General features: G+C 48.9%; 20 protein-coding genes. 19 read left to right on the top strand and 1 reads right to left on the bottom strand.

What is annotated here, in order from left to right; genetic code table 11:
- Nucleotides 1-13 precede the first annotated feature (13 nt).
- From ACFORK_RS21260 to ACFORK_RS21200, 13 genes are all read left to right on the top strand, one after another.
- Complete coding sequence (locus ACFORK_RS21260; RefSeq protein ID WP_379202730.1) at nucleotides 14-1,207, top strand: aminotransferase class I/II-fold pyridoxal phosphate-dependent enzyme; 1,194 nt, start codon at nucleotides 14-16, stop codon at nucleotides 1,205-1,207.
- Complete coding sequence (locus ACFORK_RS21255) at nucleotides 1,207-2,385, top strand: trans-sulfuration enzyme family protein (protein WP_379202728.1); 1,179 nt, start codon at nucleotides 1,207-1,209, stop codon at nucleotides 2,383-2,385. Before ACFORK_RS21260 ends, ACFORK_RS21255 begins: the two co-directional genes overlap by 1 nt.
- Nucleotides 2,386-2,645: 260 nt before the next feature.
- Entirely contained in the window at nucleotides 2,646-3,782 is a 1,137-nt protein-coding gene (gene mqnC, locus ACFORK_RS21250) for a cyclic dehypoxanthinyl futalosine synthase (RefSeq protein WP_379202726.1), read from the top strand.
- Between the two features lie 496 nt (nucleotides 3,783-4,278).
- Nucleotides 4,279-4,956, top strand: coding sequence for a stalk domain-containing protein (locus ACFORK_RS21245; RefSeq protein ID WP_066373928.1), 678 nt, complete (start codon nucleotides 4,279-4,281; stop codon nucleotides 4,954-4,956).
- Nucleotides 4,957-5,241: 285 nt separating this feature from the next.
- A complete protein-coding gene (locus ACFORK_RS21240) occupies nucleotides 5,242-6,084 on the top strand; it encodes an SPFH domain-containing protein (RefSeq protein ID WP_379202724.1) in 843 nt (280 codons plus the stop codon).
- Nucleotides 6,085-6,096: 12 nt separating this feature from the next.
- A complete protein-coding gene (locus tag ACFORK_RS21235) occupies nucleotides 6,097-6,267 on the top strand; it encodes a type II toxin-antitoxin system antitoxin (protein ID WP_066373934.1) in 171 nt (56 codons plus the stop codon).
- Between the two features lie 499 nt (nucleotides 6,268-6,766).
- Nucleotides 6,767-8,707, top strand: coding sequence for a threonine--tRNA ligase (gene thrS, locus ACFORK_RS21230; protein WP_379202721.1), 1,941 nt, complete (start codon nucleotides 6,767-6,769; stop codon nucleotides 8,705-8,707).
- Between the two features lie 342 nt (nucleotides 8,708-9,049).
- Nucleotides 9,050-9,790: a 3D domain-containing protein gene (locus ACFORK_RS21225; protein ID WP_379202719.1), complete on the top strand. Its 741-nt coding sequence runs from the start codon at nucleotides 9,050-9,052 to the stop codon at nucleotides 9,788-9,790.
- 175 nt (nucleotides 9,791-9,965) lie between these two features.
- Nucleotides 9,966-10,112 carry a hypothetical protein gene (locus tag ACFORK_RS21220; protein ID WP_379202717.1) on the top strand — a complete coding sequence of 49 codons (147 nt, stop codon included), beginning with the start codon at nucleotides 9,966-9,968 and terminating at the stop codon, nucleotides 10,110-10,112.
- Nucleotides 10,113-10,371: 259 nt separating this feature from the next.
- Nucleotides 10,372-12,306 (top strand): methyl-accepting chemotaxis protein, encoded by a 1,935-nt coding sequence (locus tag ACFORK_RS21215; protein ID WP_379202715.1) that lies wholly within the window; start codon nucleotides 10,372-10,374, stop codon nucleotides 12,304-12,306.
- Nucleotides 12,307-12,463: 157 nt separating this feature from the next.
- Complete coding sequence (liaF, locus tag ACFORK_RS21210) at nucleotides 12,464-13,585, top strand: cell wall-active antibiotics response protein LiaF (RefSeq protein ID WP_379202713.1); 1,122 nt, start codon at nucleotides 12,464-12,466, stop codon at nucleotides 13,583-13,585.
- Nucleotides 13,586-13,589: 4 nt separating this feature from the next.
- The gene (locus ACFORK_RS21205; RefSeq protein WP_379202711.1) at nucleotides 13,590-14,672 is read left to right on the top strand and encodes a sensor histidine kinase; all 1,083 of its coding nucleotides are present in this window, start codon (nucleotides 13,590-13,592) and stop codon (nucleotides 14,670-14,672) included.
- On the top strand, nucleotides 14,669-15,322 hold the full coding sequence (locus ACFORK_RS21200; protein WP_379202709.1) for a response regulator: 654 nt from the start codon (nucleotides 14,669-14,671) through the stop codon (nucleotides 15,320-15,322). The genes ACFORK_RS21205 and ACFORK_RS21200 overlap by 4 nt, the downstream gene beginning before the upstream one ends.
- A gap of 600 nt (nucleotides 15,323-15,922) precedes the next feature.
- Here ACFORK_RS21200 and ACFORK_RS21195 read toward each other — a convergent pair.
- Nucleotides 15,923-16,093 carry a hypothetical protein gene (locus ACFORK_RS21195; RefSeq protein WP_379202707.1) on the bottom strand — a complete coding sequence of 57 codons (171 nt, stop codon included), beginning with the start codon at nucleotides 16,091-16,093 and terminating at the stop codon, nucleotides 15,923-15,925.
- A 225-nt stretch (nucleotides 16,094-16,318) separates the two neighbouring features.
- Between ACFORK_RS21195 and ACFORK_RS21190 the strand changes: the two genes are divergently transcribed.
- The 6 genes from ACFORK_RS21190 (at nucleotide 16,319) to glnA (ending at nucleotide 24,408) form a co-directional block, all read left to right on the top strand.
- A complete protein-coding gene (locus ACFORK_RS21190; RefSeq protein WP_379202705.1) occupies nucleotides 16,319-17,977 on the top strand; it encodes a S1C family serine protease in 1,659 nt (552 codons plus the stop codon).
- Nucleotides 17,978-18,099: 122 nt separating this feature from the next.
- Complete coding sequence (locus ACFORK_RS21185) at nucleotides 18,100-18,789, top strand: response regulator transcription factor (protein ID WP_379202703.1); 690 nt, start codon at nucleotides 18,100-18,102, stop codon at nucleotides 18,787-18,789.
- 1 nt (nucleotide 18,790) lies between these two features.
- Complete coding sequence (locus ACFORK_RS21180) at nucleotides 18,791-20,257, top strand: sensor histidine kinase (protein ID WP_379202701.1); 1,467 nt, start codon at nucleotides 18,791-18,793, stop codon at nucleotides 20,255-20,257.
- Nucleotides 20,258-20,314: 57 nt separating this feature from the next.
- Complete coding sequence (locus ACFORK_RS21175) at nucleotides 20,315-21,271, top strand: 4-hydroxy-3-methylbut-2-enyl diphosphate reductase (protein WP_379202699.1); 957 nt, start codon at nucleotides 20,315-20,317, stop codon at nucleotides 21,269-21,271.
- Between the two features lie 380 nt (nucleotides 21,272-21,651).
- Nucleotides 21,652-22,698, top strand: a complete 1,047-nt coding sequence (gene aroF / locus ACFORK_RS21170) for a 3-deoxy-7-phosphoheptulonate synthase (protein ID WP_379202697.1) — start codon at nucleotides 21,652-21,654, stop codon at nucleotides 22,696-22,698.
- Nucleotides 22,699-22,983: 285 nt separating this feature from the next.
- On the top strand, nucleotides 22,984-24,408 hold the full coding sequence (gene glnA, locus ACFORK_RS21165; protein WP_379202695.1) for a type I glutamate--ammonia ligase: 1,425 nt from the start codon (nucleotides 22,984-22,986) through the stop codon (nucleotides 24,406-24,408).
- Nucleotides 24,409-24,485: the final 77 nt, after the last annotated feature.

The following is a 24,485-nucleotide window of genomic DNA, read 5'->3' as shown; positions in this document are numbered from 1 at the left end:
GAGGTTATATGGAATGGACGACAAACTGAGGATTGAAAGCAGACTTGCCCAAATAGGATCGCAGGAGGACCCGGCCACTGGAGCGGTAAACTTCCCTATCTATAATGCAACGGCGTTTCGTCATCCGAAGCTGGGGCAAAGTACAGGCTTTGACTATAGCCGCACCAAAAGCCCGACCCGTTCTGTACTGGAAACGGCAGCAGCGCAATTGGAATCCGGAGATGCAGCATTTGCCTGTAGTTCCGGTATGGCCGCTTTGCAAACGATCTTCAGCCTTTTCCGACAAGGAGATCATCTGATCGTATCGCTGGATCTCTACGGCGGAACTTATCGCTTGTTGGAGCGGATCATGTCCAAATTTGGCGTGACGACTTCTTATGTGGATACCAATGATTTGGAGGCACTGGAAGCCGTTCGTCGTCCGGAGACCAAGGCGGTACTTATTGAGACACCAACCAATCCGTTGATGATGATTACAGATGTCGAGGCTGTCTGTACATGGGCCAAGTCGCATGAACTCCTTACTATTGTAGACAATACGCTGCTAACTCCGTTCTTCCAGCGTCCGCTGGAACTGGGAGCCGATATCATTATCCACAGTGCCACCAAATACTTGGGCGGTCATAACGACGTGCTGGCAGGTCTGATTGTGACTAAAGGTGCGGAACTGTCTGCTGAAATGGCGATTCTCCACAACTCCATCGGTTCAGTACTGGGACCAACCGATAGCTACCAGTTGATGAGAGGGATGAAGACGCTGGCACTGCGCATGGAGCGCCACGAGAGCAACGCACTGGAACTGGCCCATTATCTCAAAGGACATTCTGCCATCGCTGAAGTTTTCCATCCGGGTCTGCCGGAGCATCCGGGCTTTGAGATCCAGAACCGCCAGTCGTCCGGGAACACTGGTATTTTCTCCTTCAAAGTGAAGGATGCGAGATATGTGGAGCCGATACTTCGTCATATCCATCTAATCGCCTTCGCGGAAAGCCTTGGTGGTGTAGAATCGTTGATGACTTACCCGGCGATACAGACCCATGCCGATATTCCGGTTGAAATCCGCGATGCGGTGGGTGTTGATGACCGGTTGCTGCGCTTCTCGGTTGGTATTGAACATATCGATGACCTGATCGCAGATCTGGGTAATGCACTGGAACAGGCACGTATTGAGATTGAAGCAGCAGATGCACAAGGGGGCCAGGCATAATGAGTGATAACAACGTGAACAAGGATAAGAAGAATAACCTCAAATTCGCTACCCGTCTGCTGCACTTTGGCAGCGAGATCGACAAAGCTACTGGCGCTTCCAGTGTGCCGATCTATCAGGCTTCGACTTTCCATCATGAGGATATTAATAATCCGCCGCTGCATGACTATAGCCGGTCAGGCAATCCGACCCGTCAGGCGCTTGAAGATTATATTGCCCTGTTGGAAGGCGGAGAGCGCGGTTTCGCCTATGCCTCCGGCATGGCTGCGATCTCCAGTACGTTCCTGATGCTGTCCTCTGGCGATCATGTGATCGTGACTGAGGATGTCTATGGCGGTACATACCGGCTATTGACGCTCATCCTGAATCGTCTGAACATTGAAAGCACCTTTGTGGATATGACGGATCTTGAGCAGATCAAAGCTGCCCTTCAGCCGAATACGAAAGCCGTATATATGGAAACTCCGTCGAATCCGACGCTAAAAATCACGGATGTAGCCGCTGTATGCGAATGGGCCAAGAGCCATGAGCTTCTGACTATTCTGGATAATACGTTCATGACGCCGTATTATCAGCGTCCAATCGAGCAAGGTGTAGATATCGTTTTGCACAGCGCGACGAAGTTCCTCGGCGGTCATAGCGATGTGCTGGCAGGACTTGCTGTAGCTCGTACCGCAGAAATCGGCAAGCAGCTTAAAATGCTGCAAAACGGTCTGGGCACCGTGCTGGCTCCGCAGGAAAGCTGGCTGTTGATGCGTGGAATGAAAACGCTGGAGGCGCGGATGGCGCACAGCGAGATCAGCGCAGCCAAACTTGCAGCCTGGCTTGACGCCCGCAGCGATATTACGGCTGTGTTCTACCCAGGACTGGCAAATCATCCGGGACGCGAGATCCATGAATCGCAATCCAGCGGCTACGGCGCGGTTGTCTCGTTCGATGTTGGCTCCGGTGAACGGGCCAAGCGTGTGTTGAACAAGGTGACGCTGCCGCTTGTTGCGGTCAGCCTCGGCGCTGTAGAGAGTATCCTGTCGTACCCGGCTATGATGTCCCATGCGGCTATGCCGGCAGAGGTTCGGGCGGCCCGCGGAATTACGGATGGACTGCTGCGCTTCTCGGTCGGCCTTGAGTCTATCGAGGATCTCATTGTCGATCTGGAGCAGGCGCTTGCGGACGAATAATTAAGCTTCGCAAGGACAGTTTCGTTTTCGGACGAAGCTGTCCTTTTTGAATTCAGAAACGGTTCTATGAGCGGGGATGGTATCTTTTTTTACATGGAGGCAGGCCTTTTCCAAAAGATGGTTAAGGTCGTTATACTTTGTGAAAAAAATTTCTCAAGCGGTCCGGATTGTGTTACGATGAAGGAACGAACATATTCAATTGTCTTATAAATTTTATGAAAATACCATAAAGATATGGGTTTTAAAGGAGGCTGCGAACGATGAGTGCGATAGACCTGATCTTGGATAAAGCGCTGCGGGGAGACCGGCTTGGGCTGGAGGATACCGTAAGATTGTTCGAGAGTAACGAAATTGAGAAAATGGGCGCTGCTGCCGACATTATTATGAAACGTTGGCATCCGGACCCGATGGCGACCTTCGTCATTGGCCGCAATGTTAACTATACCAATGTATGTGATGTGTACTGCCGTTTTTGCGCCTTTTACCGCAGACCGGGCTCTGACGAGGGGTACGTACTGCCGGATGAACTTATTTTCCAAAAGATTTCCGAAACGATTGCCGTTAACGGAACTGAAATTCTAATGCAGGGGGGCGTGAACCCCAATCTGCCTTTCAATTACTACACAGATTTGCTGCGTGGGATCAAGCAACGCTTCCCCGAAATTACGATGCACTCCTTCTCACCTGCTGAAATCATGAAGATGAAGGAAGTTTCCGGATTGTCACTGGAAGAGGTCATCCGCGAGATTCATGCGGCCGGGCTGGATTCACTTCCAGGCGGTGGTGCAGAAATTCTCGATGACCGTACACGCCGCAGAATCAGTCGTCTGAAAGGCTCTTGGCGCGACTGGATGGACGTTATGCAGACCGCGCATAAAGTCGGTATGAACACGACCGCGACTATGGTTATTGGCCTTGGCGAGACCTTGGAAGAGCGGGCACTGCACCTGCTCCGCGTGCGCGAAGCTCAAGATGAGTGCATTGCCAATAAGTATGACTCCGAAGGCTTCCTGGCCTTTATCTCCTGGACCTTCCAGCCGGATAATACCAATCTGAAGCTGGACAGACAAACGCCGGAAGAGTATTTGAAGACCGTAGCGATCAGCCGTCTGGTGCTGGACAACATCAAGAACTTCCAATCTTCCTGGGTAACTATGGGGCCGGAAGTCGGCAAGCTGTCACTGCAATATGGCTGCAACGATTTCGGTAGCACGATGATTGAAGAGAACGTCGTGTCCTCCGCGGGCGCAACCTACAAAGTCAACATCGAGTCCATTACACAACTAATCCGTGAAGCTGGTAAAATCCCGGCACAGCGTAACACGCGTTACGACATTCTGCGGGTGTTCGATGATGCCAATGCGAAGATTGACAATGATTTTGTGATGCAGAACTAGGCAGAGAGGCTGCTAGTCTAGAGTTTTGAGGCTAAATATAGACCGTAGATTCATTCGGGAAAATCGAATGTGTCTACGGTCTTTTTGTCAGAAGAAAATAAAGTATTAGACTCGGAAGGTAACCATCGTGAAAGAAAGTTCCGGCCATATATAATTGCATATGAAGTAGGCACTCATGGACTACTGCCTGGAGTGACTTTTTTCGTGTTATGATAATACACAGAAGAAGCCCCTATTTTGTTTCCTTCAGCTTGGATTTGAAAACCCTGAATTCATTTTCTACCTTTCTATACAAGAGTGAACAGTCGTAGCTTGGAAGAAGGAAGAAATAGAAATGAAGCATTGGGCTTTGTGATATAATGTGGTAAAATCTTCAACTCCAAAAACGCAGAGACTATCCTACATGTAGCGTCATCTTTCAGAAAGATTATCTCTCAATAACCGTTGTTTCTGGTGTTCCTGGATTTGATGATATCCCAAGAGGAGGAAAACAGAAATGAAGAAGAAGGTTGTTACGACTTTATGCGGTACCATGATACTTTTAGTGGGCATGGGCACAGGTGCTTTCGCGAGCTCGCATCTCCAAGAAATTAAAGCGTTGTTAAACGGAGATTTAAAGATCAGAGTGAACGGGGAGATTACCCCTCTCAAAGATGGCAATGGCAAAGCGGTGCTTCCCATTACTTATAAAGGAACTACGTATCTTCCGGTACGATCTGTTTCTGAGCTGCTGGATGTTCCAGTGAATTATGACGGGACAGCCAAAGAGGTGATTATTGGCGAACAGCAGGCAGGCGTTCCCGTGAAGCAGGAGGATTTTAACACCAGTCTGCATACCAAGGACCCTGCACTGACCAAATACGGCGGCAAGAATTATAAGGAAGTGCTGTACAGCGCACCTAATTCCAATATTAAATATACCGCGCTCAGCCCTAACGGCAAATATCAGAAACTTGTTCTGCAATTCGCTGCGGTCGGCAAGGAAGTGGAGTCTCTTGAAATTATGGATAATGACAAGAATGTGCTTCTTAAAAAAGTAGAGAAGATTTCGCCTAATAGTGATCTCCAGACGATTGAGGTAGATATCTCTGGAGTAAAGAACATCGCAATAAATGTGACACAAGCTGTTGACGGCGGGTTCATTATTCCGCTAGATACTTCAATTTACAAGTAAGATTAAGCAGAGAAGCCCACAATGCCCGTATAGGCGTAGTGGGCTTATTTTCACGTGAGATTACATTTGATTTTTTCTCGTTCTTTTGCAATGAGGAGATTTAAATCCATCGTCCGTTATATGTGGACGGGCTTACAGGGGATGTGTCGTCGGAGTGTCAGAAGAAAAATAAAGTTGTAGACTGGCATGGCGGTTAGCGAACGGCTGCTGAAATAATAATTTACATCCATATCCAAAAGTGATATCATTTAAATATCAAATGAATATCTAGTTGGAGGGGTCCATATGACGGAAAAAATTCTTCGCCCTGTTAGCGGTTTCTGGGTTATTGCATTGCTAGTTCTTTGTTTGGCTGGTGGAATATACGGCGCCGCTCAGGAATATGTTATTGTGCCTGTCATCTTGTTCGTAGCAGCAGGCGTACTGCTGACCAGTATTACAGTAGTTCAACCGAACAAATCGGTTGTGGTGACATTTTTCGGGCAATATGTTGGAACGATATCTACAAGCGGGCTATGGGCGGTTATTCCGTTCAGTGGCCGTAAGACGGTCTCACTACGGGTTCGTAACTTTAATAGCGCCAAGTTGAAGGTGAATGATGTCGAGGGGAACCCGATTGAAATTGCGGCAGTTATTGTATTTAAAGTAATCAACTCTGCGAAGGCACTCTTCGATGTAGATAAATATATGGAGTTCGTGGAGATACAGAGTGAGACAGCGCTGCGTCATGTGGCGAGTAAATATCCTTATGACAACTTCAATGAAGCCGGAATGTCCTTGCGGGCGAATGCCGATGAAATTGCCAAGGAGCTGGCAAGTGAACTACAGGAGCGCTTGTCCATCTCTGGTGTCGAGGTCATTGAGGCAAGGCTAACGCATTTGGCTTATTCGACTGAAATTGCCAGCACGATGCTTCAGCGTCAACAGGCATCAGCCATTCTGTCAGCACGGCAGATCATTGTAGAAGGTGCTGTGGGCATGGTAGATATGGCGATTAAGCAGCTTAAAGAGAGCGGCGTGGTAGAACTGGATGAAGAACGCAAAGCGGCGATGATCAATAATCTGATGGTGGCGATTGTGTCCGAGCGTGGAGCTAGCCCGGTCATTAACGCTGGCTCGTTGTACTAAGGCGGTATAATTATGGCGGCCAAGAAAAGCTTTCCGCTGCGGATTGATCCAGAGCTGCATGAAGCGCTGGAGCGCTGGGCAGGGGAGGAGTTCCGCAGCGTTAACGGACACATCGAGTATCTGCTGCGTGAGTCGTTGAAGCGTGCTGGTCGCTTGCCCCAGAAGAAACGCCGCGAAGAATGATTCTGCTTCGGGAAGTGTGGCGACTGGCAGCATCAATAGTTATTTTCAATGTATAACAAGGATCGGACTTCTTCTGGCTTGACTGCCGGGGGAGGTCCGATTTATAATTTACTGGTAAATTCACGCGAACAGCTTTGACAAAGAAATGGACAATCGCTTCGGACCGTTCAGAGAGAGGAAACAATGGCTGCAAGTTCCTCCGGTATCCGGCTTTTGATTTACCCCTTTGTAGCTGCGGTTATGAACTCCCGGGAACTATCTAGTGGACAAGACTTGGGACAGTAAGAATCGCCGGTTCATGGCCGTTATTCCATGCTAACTAAGGATTCTGTGCTCGAAAGCCACTTCATTGGCGATAGGAGAAGGAATCGAATTTGGGTGGAACCACGGGTGCAATCACTCGTCCCTTTGCGGGACGGGTGTTTTTTGTTGCATGGAACATCTCGTTCCGTACAAATAAACGACCTACGGGTCTAATGATTTTTGAGGAGGAAATATAATGGCAGTAAGCATTAAGTTACCGGACGGCTCAGTCCGGGAATATGCGGAAGGTAGCACCATCGATGATGTGGCGGCTTCCATTAGTAGCGGACTTCGTAAGAACGCCGCTGCAGGTAAATTGAACGGAATCGTCGTCGACTTGTCGACCCCGCTTCAGGAAGGGGCGCTGGTAGAGATCGTGACTTTGGATTCGCCAGAAGGTCTTGAAGTGATGCGCCACAGTACCGCGCATTTGATGGCGCAAGCGGCAAAACGCTTGTTCGGAGCTAAGGAAGTCAAGCTGGGCGTTGGTCCAGTGATTGAAGATGGCTTCTATTATGATATGGATTTGGAGCATCCGCTTAATCCTGAGGATCTGCTCAAGATTGAGAAGGAAATGGAGCGGATTATTAACGAGAATCTGCCTATCGTACGCAAAGAGGTCAGCCGCAAGGAAGCGCTCGATATTTTCGGAGAACTGGGTGACCCTTACAAGCTGGAACTGATTCAGGCGCTGCCTGAGGACAGTATTATTACAATCTATGAACAGGGCGAGTTCTTCGACCTGTGCCGTGGTCCGCACGTACCGTCCACGTCCAAGATCAAAGTCTTCAAGCTGATGAGCGTAGCCGGTGCTTACTGGCGTGGAGATGCCAAGAACAAGATGCTGCAACGTGTATACGGTACAGCCTGGATCAAGAAAGCTCAACTGGATGAACACCTGCGCTTGCTTGAGGAAGCGAAGAAACGCGATCACCGCAAGCTCGGAAAAGAACTGGAGATTTTCACGTTCAATCAACTCGTTGGTCAAGGTCTGCCAATCTGGCTGCCTAAGGGTGCCAAGCTGCGCAGCATTCTGGAACGTTATATTGTCGATCTGGAAGCAAGCTTGGGCTACCAGCATGTATACACTCCGGTACTGGGTAACGTAGAATTGTACAAGACCTCGGGCCACTGGGAACACTATCAGGAAGACATGTTCCCGAAAATGGCTATCGACAACGAGGAGTTTGTGCTTCGTCCGATGAACTGTCCACACCATATGATGATCTATAAGAGCTCTATGCACAGCTACCGTGATCTGCCGATCCGTATTGCCGAGCTTGGCATTCAGCACCGTTACGAGATGTCTGGTGCCCTGACCGGTCTTCACCGTGTGCGTTCAATGACCCTGAATGACTCGCATATTTTCTGTCGTCTGGATCAAATCAAAGGTGAGTTCATCCGTGTTATCGAGCTGATCCAGCAGGTATACAAAGATTTCGGTATCAACGATTACCGTTTCCGGTTGTCCTATCGTGATCCGAAGGACACTGAGAAATATTTTGCCAATGATGAAATGTGGGAAACCGCTCAGCGTATGCTGCGTGAAGTTGTAGAGGAAGCGGGCCTCCCATTCTACGAGGCTGAAGGCGAAGCGGCCTTCTATGGTCCGAAACTTGACGTGCAGATCAAGACAGTGCTTGGTAAGGAAGAGACATTGTCCACAGTCCAAATTGACTTCCTGCTGCCAGAACGCTTTGAACTGGAGTATGTTGGTGATGATGGTCAGAAGCACCGTCCGGTTGTATTGCACCGTGGTATTCTGGGTACAATGGAGCGTTTTGTTGCCTTCTTGCTGGAGAATTTCGCGGGTTCCCTGCCGCTCTGGCTATCGCCTGAGCAGGTTAAGGTTATTCCGGTTTCCACTGCTTTCGATGACTATGCCAACGAAGTGACTGATAAGCTTCGTCGCCGTGGAATCACAGCGGTTGCTGACCTGCGTAACGAGAAGCTAGGCTACAAGATTCGTGAAGCACAGCTGGAGAAGCTGCCTTACATGTTCATCGTGGGTGAGAACGAGATGAATGCGGGTACCGTCTCGGTCCGTAAGCGTGGTGAAGGCGACCTTGGAGCCAAGCCGGTTCAGGAAGTCATTGAGCTGCTGTCCCAGGAAATCGCTGATCGTGTGATCTCTTAAGATCAACAAGCTGATTTATGCTACCAAATGTATAAACGGACATAAGAAATTAACAAAAGCAAGAAGGAACGAAGGGGAAGGTTTGGAACTGTAGGAGCGTAGCGCTCGCCTTTGTATCCAGATTTCAACCGTTAAAAGCGGCTGATAAAGAAGAAATCTGGATACAACAGCGACCGGAAGTCCAAACATTCACCGTAGTGACGACCGAGCTTTACGTTAGGATATTAAGTTCGTCTTATATAAAACCTCTGATTATATGCCTGTGGGGGACAGTTTTACTGTTCTCCACGTATAAAATTTTGAGAATAGGGAAACCTTCGCTAATAGGGGGAGGTTTATCTTATGAACAAAATGGGCATGTTTCAGAGGTTTTGGTGTTTAATCGTTACTGCAGCGCTTCTACTGGGTGTAGCCGGAATATACCCGGAATCACAACAAGAGACGGTGCAAGCAAAGGGTCTGAGTCCTGAAATCCAGACCGCCCGTGCGACAATATATGCGAATGAAGTCTACACACCACCAGTCTCGGCATCAGCTGTGCAGTCGAATGCAGTACAAGTTCCTAAAGCTTCAACACCGCCTGTAACGCAGAAGAAGGGAAGCCAGGCTCCGGCGAAAACACCGGCGTCTGTACCGGTAGCAGCACCAGCAAGGGAACAGATTCTCACGTCAATGAAGGTCACAGCAACGGGCTATACCGCAGGGTATGAATCGACCGGGAAAACATCCAAGCATCCGGAATACGGCATTACGTATTCTGGTGTCAAGGTTCGTCGGGACAAGAATACGATCTCAACGATAGCAGCGGACCCTAAAGTACTGCCGCTGGGCAGCATCCTTTATGTTCCTGACTATGGCTATGCGGTGGTAGCAGATACAGGTTCTGCGATTAAAGGACGGAAGATTGATCTTTATTTTGCCACTACCAAGCAGGTCTATAAGGAATGGGGCAAAAAAACAGTGGTGGTGCACGTGATCAAGCGGGGTAACGGTAAATGTACAGAAGCCATGCTGAAGAATCTCAGCCACGCGATCCAAACCTACAATTCCGTTCCACCAAATCTCTTGGAAGAAGTCATCTAACAGTGAGAACTGCAGCATCTGTTACACGGATTGAAATATAATTCACTTGGTCATGCATAATCTATGCTGCCACTTCCCATAATACGGACTGGGGCAATGATTCATTGCCTCTTCCGGACCAACCTCACTGGCCTGGTGCAACCATGACATGAGGAAAAAAAGGGAGGTGAATTCCGTGGCTAACTCCAAGAAATCAAAAGTTCAAGAAAACTATAAAACACCGAATGAAAAATACAATGCTGAGTTTGCGGTTGAAAATGATGGCGCAAACAGCAAAAGCAACACTTCTGTTGCGAAGCCGGTTCAAAAACCGCAACAATAATCATCTTACAGCAGACCTCTGCTGAAGAATCAGGCTGTTCTCATCAGCATCAAGCTGATGGGGGCAGTCTTTTTATTATGAGATGATAATTTTCAACCTAAAAAGTATATTTTAACCAAATTTAATGCTAATATTGATAAAACGAATATTTTCTTCCATGTTCTGCTGATAAATACAATAGAGTACATAAAATATGTGATGAGAGGGTTTTGTCTGTATGAAGAAGAGGCATTTTAGATTAACTGTAAGAGTAAAATTAGTGGTCTCTTTAATTGTAGTAGTAATTGTGCCCTCGCTGATCATTGGTGTGATGGCTGCGCAAAGCTCTCGAAACCATATGCGTCAGCAAATGCTAAGCAGTGCCCAGCAAAGCGTGGAGACGGTTAATTCAATTATCAGCTACAGCATCGAGTCCAAAAAAAGTGATGTAGATTTTCTCACCAACACACTGGCAAGTTCTACACTGCAAGGTCCGGATGCTCAGAAATTGATCCCCATGCTGGAACAATATCTAGGACTGAACCCCGATATCAATAATGCCTACATAGGTACTGCAGAAGGTGTAACCATCCAGGGTAGCGGTACAGAACGTTCGAACAATGACCCCCGTGAACAGGATTGGTACAGGTCTGCCTTGGCAGCGCCGGGTCAAATCAGCATTACTCCTGTTGTGATGGATGCCAAGGGCAGCCCTGAGATCATTATGTCGAAAGCGATTGCAAATGGAGCGGGCGTGTTAGGTGTATCCCTGAATCTTGACGCGATCCGAACGGAGTCTAGCGTTACAATTGGCAAGCAAGGGTATGTTATTGTGCTGGACAGTAACAAGAAGATAGTGGTGCATCCTAACCTTAAACCGGCGGAACCGGGTGGAAGCAGCTATACGGAGCAGATGTTTGCTGGCAAGAGCGGAAACTTTGAGTATTTGCTGGATGACCGTGAGAAGGAAATGTTCTTTACGACCAATGATCTAACTGGCTGGAAAATAGGAGGGACGCTCTACGTCAGCGAGATGAATGAGGGTGCTGAGGCTATAAAAAATACAGTGAATATTACGATTGCCATCATTCTAATTGTTACGATCACTGCCAGCTTGTTTATTGTCAGCACTATTACTCGACCTCTGAACAAGCTCAAGACCGCTGCCGAAGTGATTAGCAAAGGCGACCTGACAGAAAATGTGGATACCCGAAGAAAGGATGAGTTTGGCGACGTAGCCCGCAGCTTTCAGAACATGGTTGATAATCTGAGAGCAATGATTATGGGAGTTCAGGAAACGACGGATTTGGTATCGTCGTCTGCTGAGGAGCTAACTGCTGGCGCCGAGCAGACCAATCAGGCCATAGAACAGGTTAGTGTGGCGGTACAGGCGTTGTGTACGGGGAGCGAGCGACAGGTCGAGCGTGTGCAAAGTGGAGCGCGGAGTATGGAGTATATATCTGAAGAAATGGGGAGCTTGTCGAGCCGAATGCAGGAGGTATCAGTCGGGATGATTAAGACCTCTGCAGCGGCCACGGACGGTAATGCAGCCGCAGAGCAAGCGGTCCAGCAAATCCACCGTGTGCAGGAGACAGTGGAACGGCTGGATCAGGTTGTATTCAAACTGGAGGAACGCTCGCTGGAGATTGATACTATCGTGGATGTGATTACTGGTATCTCTCGTCAGACTAACCTGTTGGCACTTAACGCTTCTATTGAGGCAGCTCGTGCCGGAGAGCAGGGCCGGGGGTTCGCGGTGGTCGCCAGCGAGGTGCGGAAGCTTGCTTTTAACTCAGAGGAATCCGCCTCCCGTATCAGTGAATTGGTGCAATCCGTCCGGCAACATGTCGAGGAAGTGACTGCAGAAATGCAGCAAGCCAAGGAGAAAGTGTCCAGCGGTATCGAAGCAGTCAGTCTATCCGGCCATTCGTTTGCCGAGATTTCAGGAACCGTGAACCAGTCGGCTTCAACCCTGGAGGAGCTCGCCAGTGCAGTGGAGGCCATGACCCATGAGGTGGCGGGGGTAACAGAGCATATGGAACAGATTCGGAGTATCTCTGAGGAGTCTGCCAGTATTACGGATTCTGTATCAGCGGCTACCGAGGAGCAGCTTGCATCTACAGAGGAAATAACCTCTTCCTCCGTAGGCTTGGGCCAGATGGCAGAACAGTTGCGGCACCTCGTGCTCCGCTTTAAAATTCACGGAAATCGCTAATAATCTGTATTTAATTTCAATATAATCCCATACGACTCAGCCTCTAGACTGAGGGACTTTTCCTTCTCCCGCCGCTGTACCAAGACCTTGTCTTCCGGTAAACTGAGGTCATAGGGTAAGCGAAGAGTGAAATTCCATTTAAAGGGGGAAATCAAGCATGAAACGAAGGGTTTCGAGCCAGATCCTGAGCGGGCTAGTGCTCATCGGCATCGGTGGCATGTTTATGCTGAGGCAGCTGGGATATACCGATTTCAGCATAGGGTATGTGATCTCCAACTTCTGGCCGGCTATTCTGATTTTTTTGGGCCTGCAACGTCTGTTGTCCACCGGAGATTATAGCTCTAGGGGGTCATCGGCCATTGGAGGACTGTTTTTTCTGGCGATCGGGGTCTATTTCCTGGGACGAAACTTAGGTTGGTTCTACCTGTCGGCCGGTGATTTTTTCAAAATGTTCATTCCGGTGATGCTGATCGGCGGTGGGCTGTATGTCATTTTCAAGCCGCGCAGGAATGATCCTCCTGTGCCGCCAACGCCGCCGGGCTACTTCCCTTCGGGGAACAATCCGCTGGATGTCGAACCTCCAAAACCGATGGAGTCCACACTGGATGAGCAATTTGAGCAGAAATTCGGCAAGTTTTCGGGATCCTCTTCCTTTGAAGAGCCGAAGGCAGCAGCTCCAAAGGATACGGAGTGGGAAAGTTATCTGCACAAGGATGAGCGGGAAGAGGAGGGCCAGTTTGGCTCTTCCGGACCCCGCTATAGAGAGAAGCAGGAACGTCATTTTCAAAGATATCAGGAGCGTCAGGAGCGTCATGCACGTAGACACCAGGAGCGTCAGGAACGCCACGCCCGCAGACATGGAGAATGGGACGAGGAGTATGACCATCACAGCGGCAAGGAGACAAGTAACCGGTCGGCGTTTATCGGTGATATTCATATGGGCCGCGATCATTTTCAACTGAAGCACACAAACATCTCGCAATTTATCGGCGACACTGTCATTGACCTCACCAACGCGCAGATCGCTTACGGGGAGACCAAGATTAACATCTCCGCCTTTGTCGGTGACATTAAGGTATTTATTCCCGATGATATGGATCTGGGCGTTTCGGTTAACAGCAGCTCGTTCATCGGGGATATGCAAGTGTTGGATGAATCTCGTAGCGGGTTCATGAGCAATGTACAGTTCAAGACGCCATATTATAAGGAACGCGGCAAAAAAGTCCGTATCACCGTCAGTGCTTTTATCGGAGATGTTAAAGTGAAGTCGGTGGGCTAGAGAGATGGGAACAATACTTCATAATACTAAATGGGTGTTGTTGTTCTATTTCCTGCTCAGCGGCGGGGTGTCCGCAGGGCTTGTCTATGCGGGCACTTGTCTCGGTTATATTGAGGTCGTGGACTACCGGATGTGGGTATACCTGACGATTGGCATTGTCTTGTTCGCCGTCATTGTAGGATATATGGCCGGACAGCGCATGCAGCGGCGGATTGATCATCTGGATCTGAACATGCTGCAGGTGGCCAAAGGTAATTTATCTGTGCGGATGCCGGAGAGTGACGATCAGTCTTTTTCCAGGGTGTACCATGAATTTAATGTGATGATGGATACGGTGGAGAATAAGATGAAGCTTCTGCAGCGTCTTGGGGAGCAGGAAGTCATCGAGAAGGAAAAGGCAGCGGAGAGTGCGGTATTGGAGGAACGTCGGCGGATGGCCCGTGATTTGCATGATACGGTGAGCCAGCAGCTGTTCGCGATCCATATGTCCGCCTCTTCGCTGCCTAAAGTGCTGGAAATCAACCAGGCGCACGGACAGACTGTGATGAATCAGCTGATTACGATGTCTCAAATGGCACAGAAGCAGATGCGTGCGCTGATCGCGCAATTGCGTCCGGTAGAGCTGGAAGGCAGGAACCTGTTCGAAGCACTGGAAAAATGGTTCCCTGATTATTGTCGTCAAAACGGCTTAAAGGGTATTAAAGAGCTGGAATTGCAGGGGGAATTATCCGAGGCCATAGAACACCAACTGTTCCTGATCATTCAGGAGGCGATGGCCAACATCGTCAAGCATGCGGAGGCGCGTCTCGTTAGTCTGTCACTACGTGAAGGGCCCCGGCAGGTAGTGCTGAGCATCAGCGACGACGGTCAGGGCTTTGAGCATGTCCAGCAAAAACAAGGGTCGTATGGACTCACCACAATGCGCGAACGTGCGGAAAAGCTGGGCGGCCAGGTAGAGATTATTAGCCGTAAGGGAGCAGGAACGACCATTCGCGTACATATCCCCAAATTTATTCAGGGTGACCAGGAGCGGCAACTGCCGAAGGTCACTGATGCTGAATACCGGGAAGAGGAGGACAGGATATGAGTGCCATAAAAGTATTGCTGGTGGATGATCATGATATGGTTCGGATGGGCCTCAAAACCTATCTCATGCTGGAGCCGACCTTTGAGGTCATTGGTGAAGCTTCAAATGGACAGCAAGCGCTGGAGATGCTGCGTGCTAGCGACGAACAGACTCTGCCTGATCTTGTGTTAATGGACCTGATGATGCCGGTTATGAACGGGGCAGAGACGACCAGAGCCGTCTTGTCGGAGTTTCCCGGCCTCAAAATTGTCATCCTGACCAGTTTTCTCGAGGATGATCTGGTCGTCGATGCGATTGAAGCCGGCGCGGTCAGCTACGTGCTGAAGACTGTTTCCGCAGAGGAGTTGATCTATGCGCTGCAGGGTGCATACCGAGGCATGCCAGTGATGACCGGCGATGTGTCGCAGGCACTGACCCGCGGCATCCGTCAGCGTACTGTGCAGGGGGACTCCTCTGGTCTCACTGAGCGAGAAAAGGAAGTGCTGCTGCTCATTGCCGAGGGTAAGAGCAACAAGGATATTGGCGAAGAACTCCATATCAGCATTAAGACCGTCAAGACGCATGTTAGCAACCTGCTGATGAAGTGCGAGCTGGATGACCGCACGCAGCTTGCCATCTACGCCTACCGGAAGGGCTGGGCGCAGGGGTAGTTGAAGCTATGTCGGGTTAAAGATAAAGTAGAAGTGCTGAGTTTATGTTGAGTTAAAGATGAAGTAGAAGTACTGTGCTTATGTTGAGGTTAAAGTTAAAGTAGAGGTATTGTGCTTATGTTAAAGTTGTAGTTCATATTCACACAGAATACCAGGCGTTATTCTGCTAAAGTTAGGACTTTAGCTCAAAGATCTCCTATCCTCTGCACAAGTCTTATTAACAGTGAAAATGGCGCTATCTTCCCAACTAAGAGCATTTTTGCACCTTATTTTTCCTTAATATAGACAAATAATATAAATAGAGGCATTTTTGTATCTTAATTTCGAAAAAAGCACCCTCAAAGGGTTATTATGGAAGATTTAGTGTACAATATTGCACTTAATTCCCATCTATCACCCATCTGCAGACTATTTAAGGTACAAAAATGCCATTAATTACTCTTCGGAGTAACTTATAGGCTTTGTTTGTTATTTTAATGCGTTCTATATATTCTCCAAGTCGGTCATAAAAATAGAAGGGCACTATAAGTTGGAGGTATGATCCAATTTATAGTGCCTTTTTGTAGTAGGTATGAACTTTTAAAGGTTCAGCGATACTTATTAATACTGATTCAGCACTAGTTCGACAAAGTCCCGCCCGCGATCCCAGCCCACGTGATACGATCCCGCTGGCAATCCCAGCCCACGTGAAATGATCCCGCCGGCAATCCCAGCCCACGTGATATAATCCCGCTGGCAATCCCAGCCCACGTGATATGATTCCGCCGGCAATCCCAGCCCACGTGATTATGATCCCCACTAAGCGATCCCATCTAGAATTACACAAGTAATCTCCGCCCTCTACTCTCTATCTTTTCATTTCTATCCGCCTGCGCCTATCTTTTATCTGCGCTTAAATTGTTTTTAATGTGACCTTAAGGTTTAAAGTACAAAATAAGACCATGAAAACAAATTAAACCTTGCCACACGATAGGCAGGGCACGGGAGGAAAGAAACATGGACGAGAACAAAAACAGATTTAACCGTGATAACGAACCTGAATCTGATCGGGAATGGAACAACGGTAGCGATAGCAACCAGTCCTCCGAAACAAGCTCATCATACTATTACTCTTACGGACCTTTTAAATCCTTGAATAAAGAAGAACTGGACAACGACAGCGATGTAGAACACTACAACCGGCGGGAACCGGAGCGGGTGGAAATTACACCTCCTCAGCCCGTAAAATCACTTTCTTACAGCCCGACGATCCGCCCTACAGGTTATGAGGGAAACGGTGGAGGCAAGGGTAACAATGGTGGAAACGGTGACGGCGGCGGTAACGGATGGCAATACAATCGCAAGCCGAAAAGCTCGTTTAAAACAGTGCTGGTTTCTTTTCTCGCCGGAATGATCGTCCTTTCAGGATCGATGTACATGGCGGACCGCGGCAACTGGTTCACACCAGATGCAGCGAGCTCAAGTAACGGAAGCGGATCAAATGTATCTGCCTCAGCGCCGAGCGAAAGCGCCATGGCGAAGCCTTCGACGACAACGGCGTCCCTGGTTACTGGAAAAGGCGATGTTTCAGGCGTGGTGGATCATGTAGGACCGGCAGTCGTCAAGATTGAGACGCTCGTGAACCAAAGCTCGCGCGGCAGAGGACAAAGCAGCCCGAACAACAATGATCCGTTCTCGCAATTCTTTTTCGGAGATCAGTTCGGTGGCGGTGGTTCTTCCCAGTCAGAACCGGATCAGCAAGCTCCATCTGACAAGGGTTCTTCCTCTCAACTGGTTCCATACGGGATTGGTACAGGTTTCATCTACGATAAGGCTGGATATATCCTGACCAACCAGCACGTAATCAATGGTGCAGATGTCATTCAGGTGACAGTAGATGGTAACACCAAACCTTACGAAGCCAAACTGCTCGGCTCCAGCAAAGATCTGGATCTGGCTGTACTGAAGATTGAAGGCAACAACAATTTCCCTGTAGTAGCGCTGGGCGATTCCGATTCGCTGAAGGTCGGTTCGGAAGTCGTAGCGATTGGTAACCCGCAAGGGTTCGACCATACCGTTACTGCAGGCGTGCTGAGCGCCAAAGGCCGCAGCATTGATATCAATGAAGAAGACGGCAGTGGCACAAGAAACTATAAAAACCTGCTCCAAACAGATGCGTCTATCAATCCAGGTAACTCTGGCGGTCCGTTGCTCAATGTGAACGGTGAAGTCATCGGTATGAACGTAGCTGTAAGTACCGATTCACAAGGTATTGGTTTCGCGATTGCTGTGAATACAATCAAGAATGTTGTTGACAAGCTGGAAGCGAACCAAGCGATTCCAAAAGAGCCCGTTCCGTTCATTGGTGCAACTCTCATGACGATTACTGATGAAGTGGCCAAACAAATGGGAACTGATATTAAAGAAGGATCTGTGGTTGCAGATATTGTCTTCAGATCTCCCGCTTATAACGCAGACCTTCGTCCTTACGACATTATTACCGGAGTAGGCGGCAAGAAATATGCGACCAATCAGGATCTGATCACTTATATCCAATCCCTCAAGGTGGGTGACAAGATTACACTCAACGTTGTCCGTGACGGTAAGCAACTGAACCTTGATGTTACGATTGGCAATAAGAACGATTTTGATACTACACAGAAACAACGGCAATAACAGAGGCACGATACAATCAGACGGAAGGGTTCGCCCTTCCGTCTTTAATGTACAAAGATGTCATTTTTCCGATTCGCTGGTACAATATTTATATATAGAACTGGACAATGGGGGCTGTTTGGATGCGACCGAATATTCTAATTATTGATGACGATGAGAAAATTATCTCTATGCTGAGGCGTGGCCTGGCTTTTGAAGGCTACGATGTCAAGACGGCTGCGAATGGCGCAGACGGCTTGCGTGCGGTAATAGCAAATGATCCCGATGTGGTCATTCTTGATGTCATGATGCCACAGGTGGATGGCTTTGAAGTCTGCCGGAGGCTGCGGGAAGGCGGCAGCAATGTGCCCGTTCTGATGCTCACCGCCAAGGATGAGATTGAGCACCGGGTCAAAGGCCTGGATCTAGGCGCGGACGATTATTTGGTGAAGCCGTTTGCATTAGAGGAATTGCTGGCCCGTGTCCGTGCGTTGTTAAGGCGTAAGAGCGAGCAGGGTGGTGGCAGTGATCAGGCGGTGGCTTATGAGGATATTACCCTTGATGTGGACTCTCGGGAGGTTACGCGTGATGGCAAGCGGCTGGAACTGACCGCCAAGGAATTCGAGCTGTTGCATCTATTCATGCAGAATCCCAAACGGGTGCTATCGCGCGATCTCATTATGGACAAGATTTGGGGCTACGACTACAGCGGAGAATCAAATGTGCTTGAAGTATATATCGCCATGCTGCGCCAGAAGACAGAGGAACACGGCGGCAAACGATTGATCCAGACTATCCGGGGAGCCGGCTACATTCTAAGAGGTGACAATTAGCATGTCTATTAAGCTGCGGCTGACTGCTTGGTATTCGGGGATTTTGGCTATAATGCTGCTGGGACTATCAGCCGCGATTTATGCTTTTGTGTATATAAATACTTACGGTGATTTGAAGGACCGTGTTGAAAAGCAGGTAGAACAGCTGCAGCTTCTGCCGCGTTGGGGAATCGACGGCTCCTTGCTCAACGTCAATGTGATTCCTTCTCAGGCAACACGCCTCGAGGAAGCCAATATGTTGGTGCAGATAAGTATCTATGACAGTGGAGCTATTCAGCAGTCGGATAATATGATGAGCCTGGGGCTGAAATTCGATGTTCCCGATAAGAACAACATTATGCAGGAAAAAGGCTTCAAGCAGGTGACGCTTGCAGGCTATCATTTCATCATGTATCAGACGCCCTTGACCCCGATGCCTGGCAGTGCCCCATTGGCTGTTTTGCAAGTAGCCACGCCAACCAACCAGGAAGACCGGATGATGGAAAGGTTGAAAAACATTCTGGTCGCCGGTTCCTTTGCGACCTTGGTGGCAGCGTTTACCTTTGGTCTGTTCCTGGCCCGCAAGGCTATGAGACCCATCGGCAAGGTAATCGAGGCAGCGAACGGCATTCAGACCGGAACAGATCTCAGTTCCCGCATCGAATATGACGGTCCTCCGGACGAAATCGGCAGATTGGTTCAGACCGTAAATAGCATGCTGGGGCGGATGGAGGGTTTTTATACAGAGCTGGAAGATTCTTATGCCGCGCAGCGGCGCTTCGTCTCAGATGCTTCCCATGAACTCAGAACTCCGCTGACGACGATTCGGGGGAATATTGATCTGCTGCAGAAGGTCTGGGAGATGGAACCAGGAGGGAATCCTGCACTGGACGATGCCGCCATCCGCCAGCTGTCTCTTGAGTCGGTGAAGGACATTGCGGATGAATCCAAGCGGATGAGCCGTCTTGTGGCCGATATGCTCTCTCTGGCCCGTGCCGATACCGGGCGAACGTTTGACAAGGAACCGGTTGCGCTGGAGCCGATGATGATGGAAGTAGCGCGACGTGCGTCATTCTTGCCGCATCAGGCGGAATGGCGACCAGGGTCTATGTCGCACTTGAATGGCAAATACATTGTCGGCAACAAGGACTATTTGCAGCAAATGCTGTTTATTTTCATCGACAATGCCTTCAAATACACACCATCTGGTGAGGTAGTGTTTGATACTGTTTTCTATCAGAACCAGGTAGGTATTCGGATCAGTGATACGGGTATTGGTATGGATAAAGATGAGATCCCGCATATATTCGATCGCTTCTACCGTGCAGACGAATCGCGGGGGATCACGGAAGGAATTGGCCTCGGTCTCTCCATCGCCAAATGGATTATTGACGAGCATGACGGCTCGGTTGAAGTTGTCACCCGACAGGGAGAAGGCACCACGTTCGTGATCTGGTTGCCCCTTCTCTTTGCTCCGCCGCTGGAATAGGGTATAATTTAGGAGAACTATTACAGCAGTCAACGACAGCAGAAAGCTGGTGAAGTCATGGAAGTCATCAAAATATCGCCCCGGGGCTATTGCTACGGTGTGGTCGATGCTATGGTTATGGCACGGCAGGCCGCGCAAAATCTCGATTTGCCCCGGCCGATTTATATACTGGGCATGATTGTGCATAACAGTCACGTTACCAACTCGTTTGAGGACGACGGAATTATTACCCTCGATGGTACTAATCGTCTGGATATTCTGGACAAGATCGACAGCGGTACAGTAATTTTCACTGCGCATGGAGTGTCGCCAGAGGTACGCCGGGTGGCCCGGGCCAAAGGCCTGACTACTGTAGACGCTACCTGTCCCGATGTGACGAAGACGCATGACCTGATTCGGGAAAAGGTTGAAGAAGGATATGAAGTCATTTATATCGGCAAGAAGGGTCATCCTGAGCCTGAGGGTGCGGTCGGTATTGCGCCGGAGCATGTGCACCTGATCGAGAAGGAAGAGGAGATCATGAATCTCTCGGTTTCTTCCTCACGAATTGTGATTACGAATCAGACCACAATGAGTCAATGGGATATCAAGCATATTATGAAAAAACTGCTGGAGACGTATCCCGGCGCCGAGGTCCATAACGAGATCTGTATGGCTACCCAGGTGCGGCAGGAGGCTGTGGCAGAGCAAGCGGGACAGACTGATCTTGTCATTGTCGTGGGCGATCCGCGCAGCAACAACTCCAATCGTCTGGCACAAGTGTCGGAAGAAATTGCTGGTGTACCCGCCCACCGAATCTCGGACGTCTCCGAGCTTAAGACGGAATGGCTGCAGGGTGTTAAGAAGGTAGGGGTAACTTCAGGCGCTTCTACACCAACCCCGATTACGAAGGAAGTCATCAATTATTTGGAGCAGTATGATCCTGAGGTTCCGGCAACCTGGGAGATTAAGCGTACTGTGAATATGGCGAAGCTGCTGCCGCCGGTCAAGAACAAGACAGCGAGCACGAACTAATCTCCTGACATTGAACTTATAGGATGGATTAAGAGAGCGTATTACACCGGATTTCGGCGTGTGCGCTTTTTTGTTATGGGATAGAACTTTTCTCAACCACACTTACAGATGTAATGATAATATTCCTTTCGCTTCCATTTCGTAATTTGCTGAATCCTTTTTCAGGCTTTAGAGTCTGGAAATTTGAGCGTTTTCAAATCGGGCTGTTTTGTGAAAATGGGCCACGGCGGGTTGACGAAATGGGTATTTTCCGCTAGAATTGCTTTAGTGATTAAAAGCATAAAAGCTAAAAAGCTAAAAAGCTTAAAAGCGTCATAGTGGAACGAAGTGCACAAACACTGACTAATAAATTACGTTAAATGTGGAAAGGAAGATTAATTATGATCGTCATTACATCGAACCAAACTCCGGAAGAACAGGTGCAGGATATTATCAGAGTTATTGAAAAAGAGGGGCTGCAGGTCCACCTCTCCCGCGGTGCTGACCGTACCGTCATTGGTCTGATTGGAGGTGTTACACCTAAGCTGGCTGAGCATCTGCGGCAGATGAAAGGGGTAGAGAATGTCGTTAAAATCTCTAAATCCTACAAACTGGCGAGCCGTGACTTCCACCCGGAAGATACAATCATTGATATTCGCGGTGTCAAAATTGGTGGCGAGAACCTCGTCATCATGGGCGGACCTTGCGCTGTTGAATCCCCGGAACAAATCGATGAGATTGCCCGCCTAGTGAAGGCCTCTGGTGCTCAAGTGCTCCGCGGCGGTGCATTTAAGCCACGTACAGGACCATACAGCTTCCAGGGCGTGGGTGTAGAAGGCTTGACGATGATGGCAGAAGCCGGCAGACGTCATGGTCTGTTGACGATTACCGAAGTTATGACTCCGGAATACGTAGATATTTGTGCGGAGCACGCAGATATTCTACAGGTAGGTACACGTAATATGCAAAACTTCGATTTGCTGCGCAAGCTGGGCACCTGTGGGCGTCCTGTGCTGCTCAAACGTGGTTTCAGTGCGACCTATGACGAACTGCTGAATGCAGCAGAATACATCCTGGCAGGCGGTAACCGTGATGTTATGCTGTGCGAGCGTGGTATTCGTACATTTGAGACGTACACCCGCAATACACTAGACCTCTCGGCGATCCCGGTTCTGCAAAGTCTGAGCCATCTACCGGTCATCTCTGATCCTAGCCATGGCACCGGACGTCGTGAACTGGTGGAGCCAATGTCCAAGGCGTCCGTCGCTGCAGGCGCCAACGGCCTTATTATCGAAATGCACACCGATCCGGACAATTCCATGACTGGCGATGGTGTACAATCACTGTTCCCGGATCAGTTCGACAACCTGCTTAGAGATCTTGAGAAGCTCGCTCCGCTGGTTGGACGTAAGTTCTCTCAAGGCCCTGAACCTGTAGTAACTGTGTAATTTTTGCTCATATCTGCTGTTCAAATAGCCCGCTTATCCCGCGTCATTACTGGGATAAGCGGGCTATTTGATTTTGGACCGGACAAGATGTGTGGCTGGACGGACCTTTTTTACCATTTTCACTAAAGCGTTAGAAAATCTTACATGGAATCAAGAAATACCTGACATAAGCATTGACGATGTTAGGTATGAGATTTATAATGACGACAGCAAAAAAAATATAAAACAAGAACATTTGCATACTGTGAGCGGCTTAATGTTCGGAAACTTGGGGAGGAAAATATCATGTCGGTTGAAAAAGTGTTGCAAACTATCAAAGAGAACAACATTGAGTGGGTGGATTTCCGGTTTGTAGATTTGGGTGGACGTGCGCATCATATTTCGTTGCCTGCTTCTGAAGTAGAAGAAGAAACTTTTGTGAATGGTGTAGCTTTTGACGGTTCTTCCATTGCCGGCTTCCGCGGAATTGAAGAATCTGACATGGTTATGATGCCAGACACTGAAGCGACATATATCGATCCTTTTACGGCACACCCGACGCTTAACATCATGTGCGACATTTTCACTCCTGATGGCGAACGTTATGAGCGTGACCCGCGTGGTATCGCAGTTAAAGCAGAAGAGTTCTTGCAAAAGAGCGGTGTAGGTACGGCAGCATTCTTTGCACCGGAATCTGAATTCTTTATTTTTGACGATGTTCGCTATGAGAGTGGTATGAACAGCTCTTCCTTCTTCGTGGATTCCGAAGAGGCAGCTTGGAACACTGGACGCAAGGAAGAAGGCGGTAACCTCGGCTTCAAAGTTGGTGTAAAAGGCGGCTATGTACCTGTAGCACCAGTTGATACCCAACAAGATCTCCGTAGCGAAATGTGCCGTATCTTGGAAGAAGCAGGACTGCGCATCGAGCGTCATCACCATGAAGTAGCAACTGCAGGTCAAGCGGAAATTAACTTCCGATTTGACACCTTGAAGAAAACAGCCGACAACCTTTTGACTTATAAATACATCGTGCATAACACAGCTCGTCAATACGGCAAAGTAGCAACCTTCATGCCAAAACCATTGTTCGGTGATAACGGTAGCGGTATGCACGTGCACCAATCCATCTTTGACGGCGATTCTCCTTTGTTCTATGAAAAAGGCGGATATGCTAACCTGAGTGAAATGGCGCTGAACTACATCGGAGGTATTCTGTACCATGCTCCGGCGCTGATCGCTTTGACTAACCCGAGCACTAACTCTTTCAAACGTCTGGTTCCTGGCTACGAAGCTCCGGTTAACCTGGTATTCTCCAAAGGTAACCGTTCCGCTGCAGTTCGTATCCCGGTAGCTGCTGTGACACCTAAGGGCTGTCGCATCGAGTTCCGTACACCGGATTCCACAGCGAACCCTTACCTGGCCTTCTCCGCAATGCTGATGGCAGGTCTGGATGGAATCAAGAAGAAGATCAACCCGCAAGAATTGGGTTATGGTCCACTTGACAAGAACATCTATGAACTGGAAGATGCAGACAAAGAGAAGATCCGCAGTGTTCCAGGAAGCCTAGGCGAAGCGCTTGATGCTTTGGAAGCAGACTATGAGTTCTTGACAGAAGGCGGCGTATTCTCCAAAGACTTCATCGATAACTATATTGGTCTGAAGCGTTCTGAGGCTCAAGCAGTGAATATCCGTGTTCATCCACATGAGTACTCCCTGTACTTCGATTGCTAATCCGTTGCTAATCTAATAAATGTTCAACCTGCAAAGCCCCCGGGACACCTCCCGGGGGCTTTTTAGCGGCTTTTCTG

Origin of the sequence: Paenibacillus sp. GCM10012306 (genome assembly GCF_042649265.1) — a bacterium.
In the GTDB taxonomy this organism is placed as follows: Bacteria; Bacillota; Bacilli; order Paenibacillales; family Paenibacillaceae; genus Paenibacillus_AQ.
The sequence above is the reverse complement of the archived record's forward strand: the minus strand, read 5'-3'. Positions and strand labels throughout refer to the sequence as shown.

What these genes read in the sequence shown, in the direction of transcription:
- ACFORK_RS21260 (WP_379202730.1), top strand. Translation starts at nt 14, where the DNA reads ATGGACGACAAACTGAGGATTGAAAGCAGACTTGCCCAAATAGGATCG.
- ACFORK_RS21255 (WP_379202728.1), top strand. Translation starts at nt 1,207, where the DNA reads ATGAGTGATAACAACGTGAACAAGGATAAGAAGAATAACCTCAAATTC.
- mqnC (WP_379202726.1), top strand. Translation starts at nt 2,646, where the DNA reads ATGAGTGCGATAGACCTGATCTTGGATAAAGCGCTGCGGGGAGACCGG.
- ACFORK_RS21245 (WP_066373928.1), top strand. Translation starts at nt 4,279, where the DNA reads ATGAAGAAGAAGGTTGTTACGACTTTATGCGGTACCATGATACTTTTA.
- ACFORK_RS21240 (WP_379202724.1), top strand. Translation starts at nt 5,242, where the DNA reads ATGACGGAAAAAATTCTTCGCCCTGTTAGCGGTTTCTGGGTTATTGCA.
- ACFORK_RS21235 (WP_066373934.1), top strand. Translation starts at nt 6,097, where the DNA reads ATGGCGGCCAAGAAAAGCTTTCCGCTGCGGATTGATCCAGAGCTGCAT.
- thrS (WP_379202721.1), top strand. Translation starts at nt 6,767, where the DNA reads ATGGCAGTAAGCATTAAGTTACCGGACGGCTCAGTCCGGGAATATGCG.
- ACFORK_RS21225 (WP_379202719.1), top strand. Translation starts at nt 9,050, where the DNA reads ATGAACAAAATGGGCATGTTTCAGAGGTTTTGGTGTTTAATCGTTACT.
- liaF (WP_379202713.1), top strand. Translation starts at nt 12,464, where the DNA reads ATGAAACGAAGGGTTTCGAGCCAGATCCTGAGCGGGCTAGTGCTCATC.
- ACFORK_RS21205 (WP_379202711.1), top strand. Translation starts at nt 13,590, where the DNA reads ATGGGAACAATACTTCATAATACTAAATGGGTGTTGTTGTTCTATTTC.
- ACFORK_RS21200 (WP_379202709.1), top strand. Translation starts at nt 14,669, where the DNA reads ATGAGTGCCATAAAAGTATTGCTGGTGGATGATCATGATATGGTTCGG.
- ACFORK_RS21190 (WP_379202705.1), top strand. Translation starts at nt 16,319, where the DNA reads ATGGACGAGAACAAAAACAGATTTAACCGTGATAACGAACCTGAATCT.
- ACFORK_RS21185 (WP_379202703.1), top strand. Translation starts at nt 18,100, where the DNA reads ATGCGACCGAATATTCTAATTATTGATGACGATGAGAAAATTATCTCT.
- ACFORK_RS21180 (WP_379202701.1), top strand. Translation starts at nt 18,791, where the DNA reads ATGTCTATTAAGCTGCGGCTGACTGCTTGGTATTCGGGGATTTTGGCT.
- ACFORK_RS21175 (WP_379202699.1), top strand. Translation starts at nt 20,315, where the DNA reads ATGGAAGTCATCAAAATATCGCCCCGGGGCTATTGCTACGGTGTGGTC.
- aroF (WP_379202697.1), top strand. Translation starts at nt 21,652, where the DNA reads ATGATCGTCATTACATCGAACCAAACTCCGGAAGAACAGGTGCAGGAT.
- glnA (WP_379202695.1), top strand. Translation starts at nt 22,984, where the DNA reads ATGTCGGTTGAAAAAGTGTTGCAAACTATCAAAGAGAACAACATTGAG.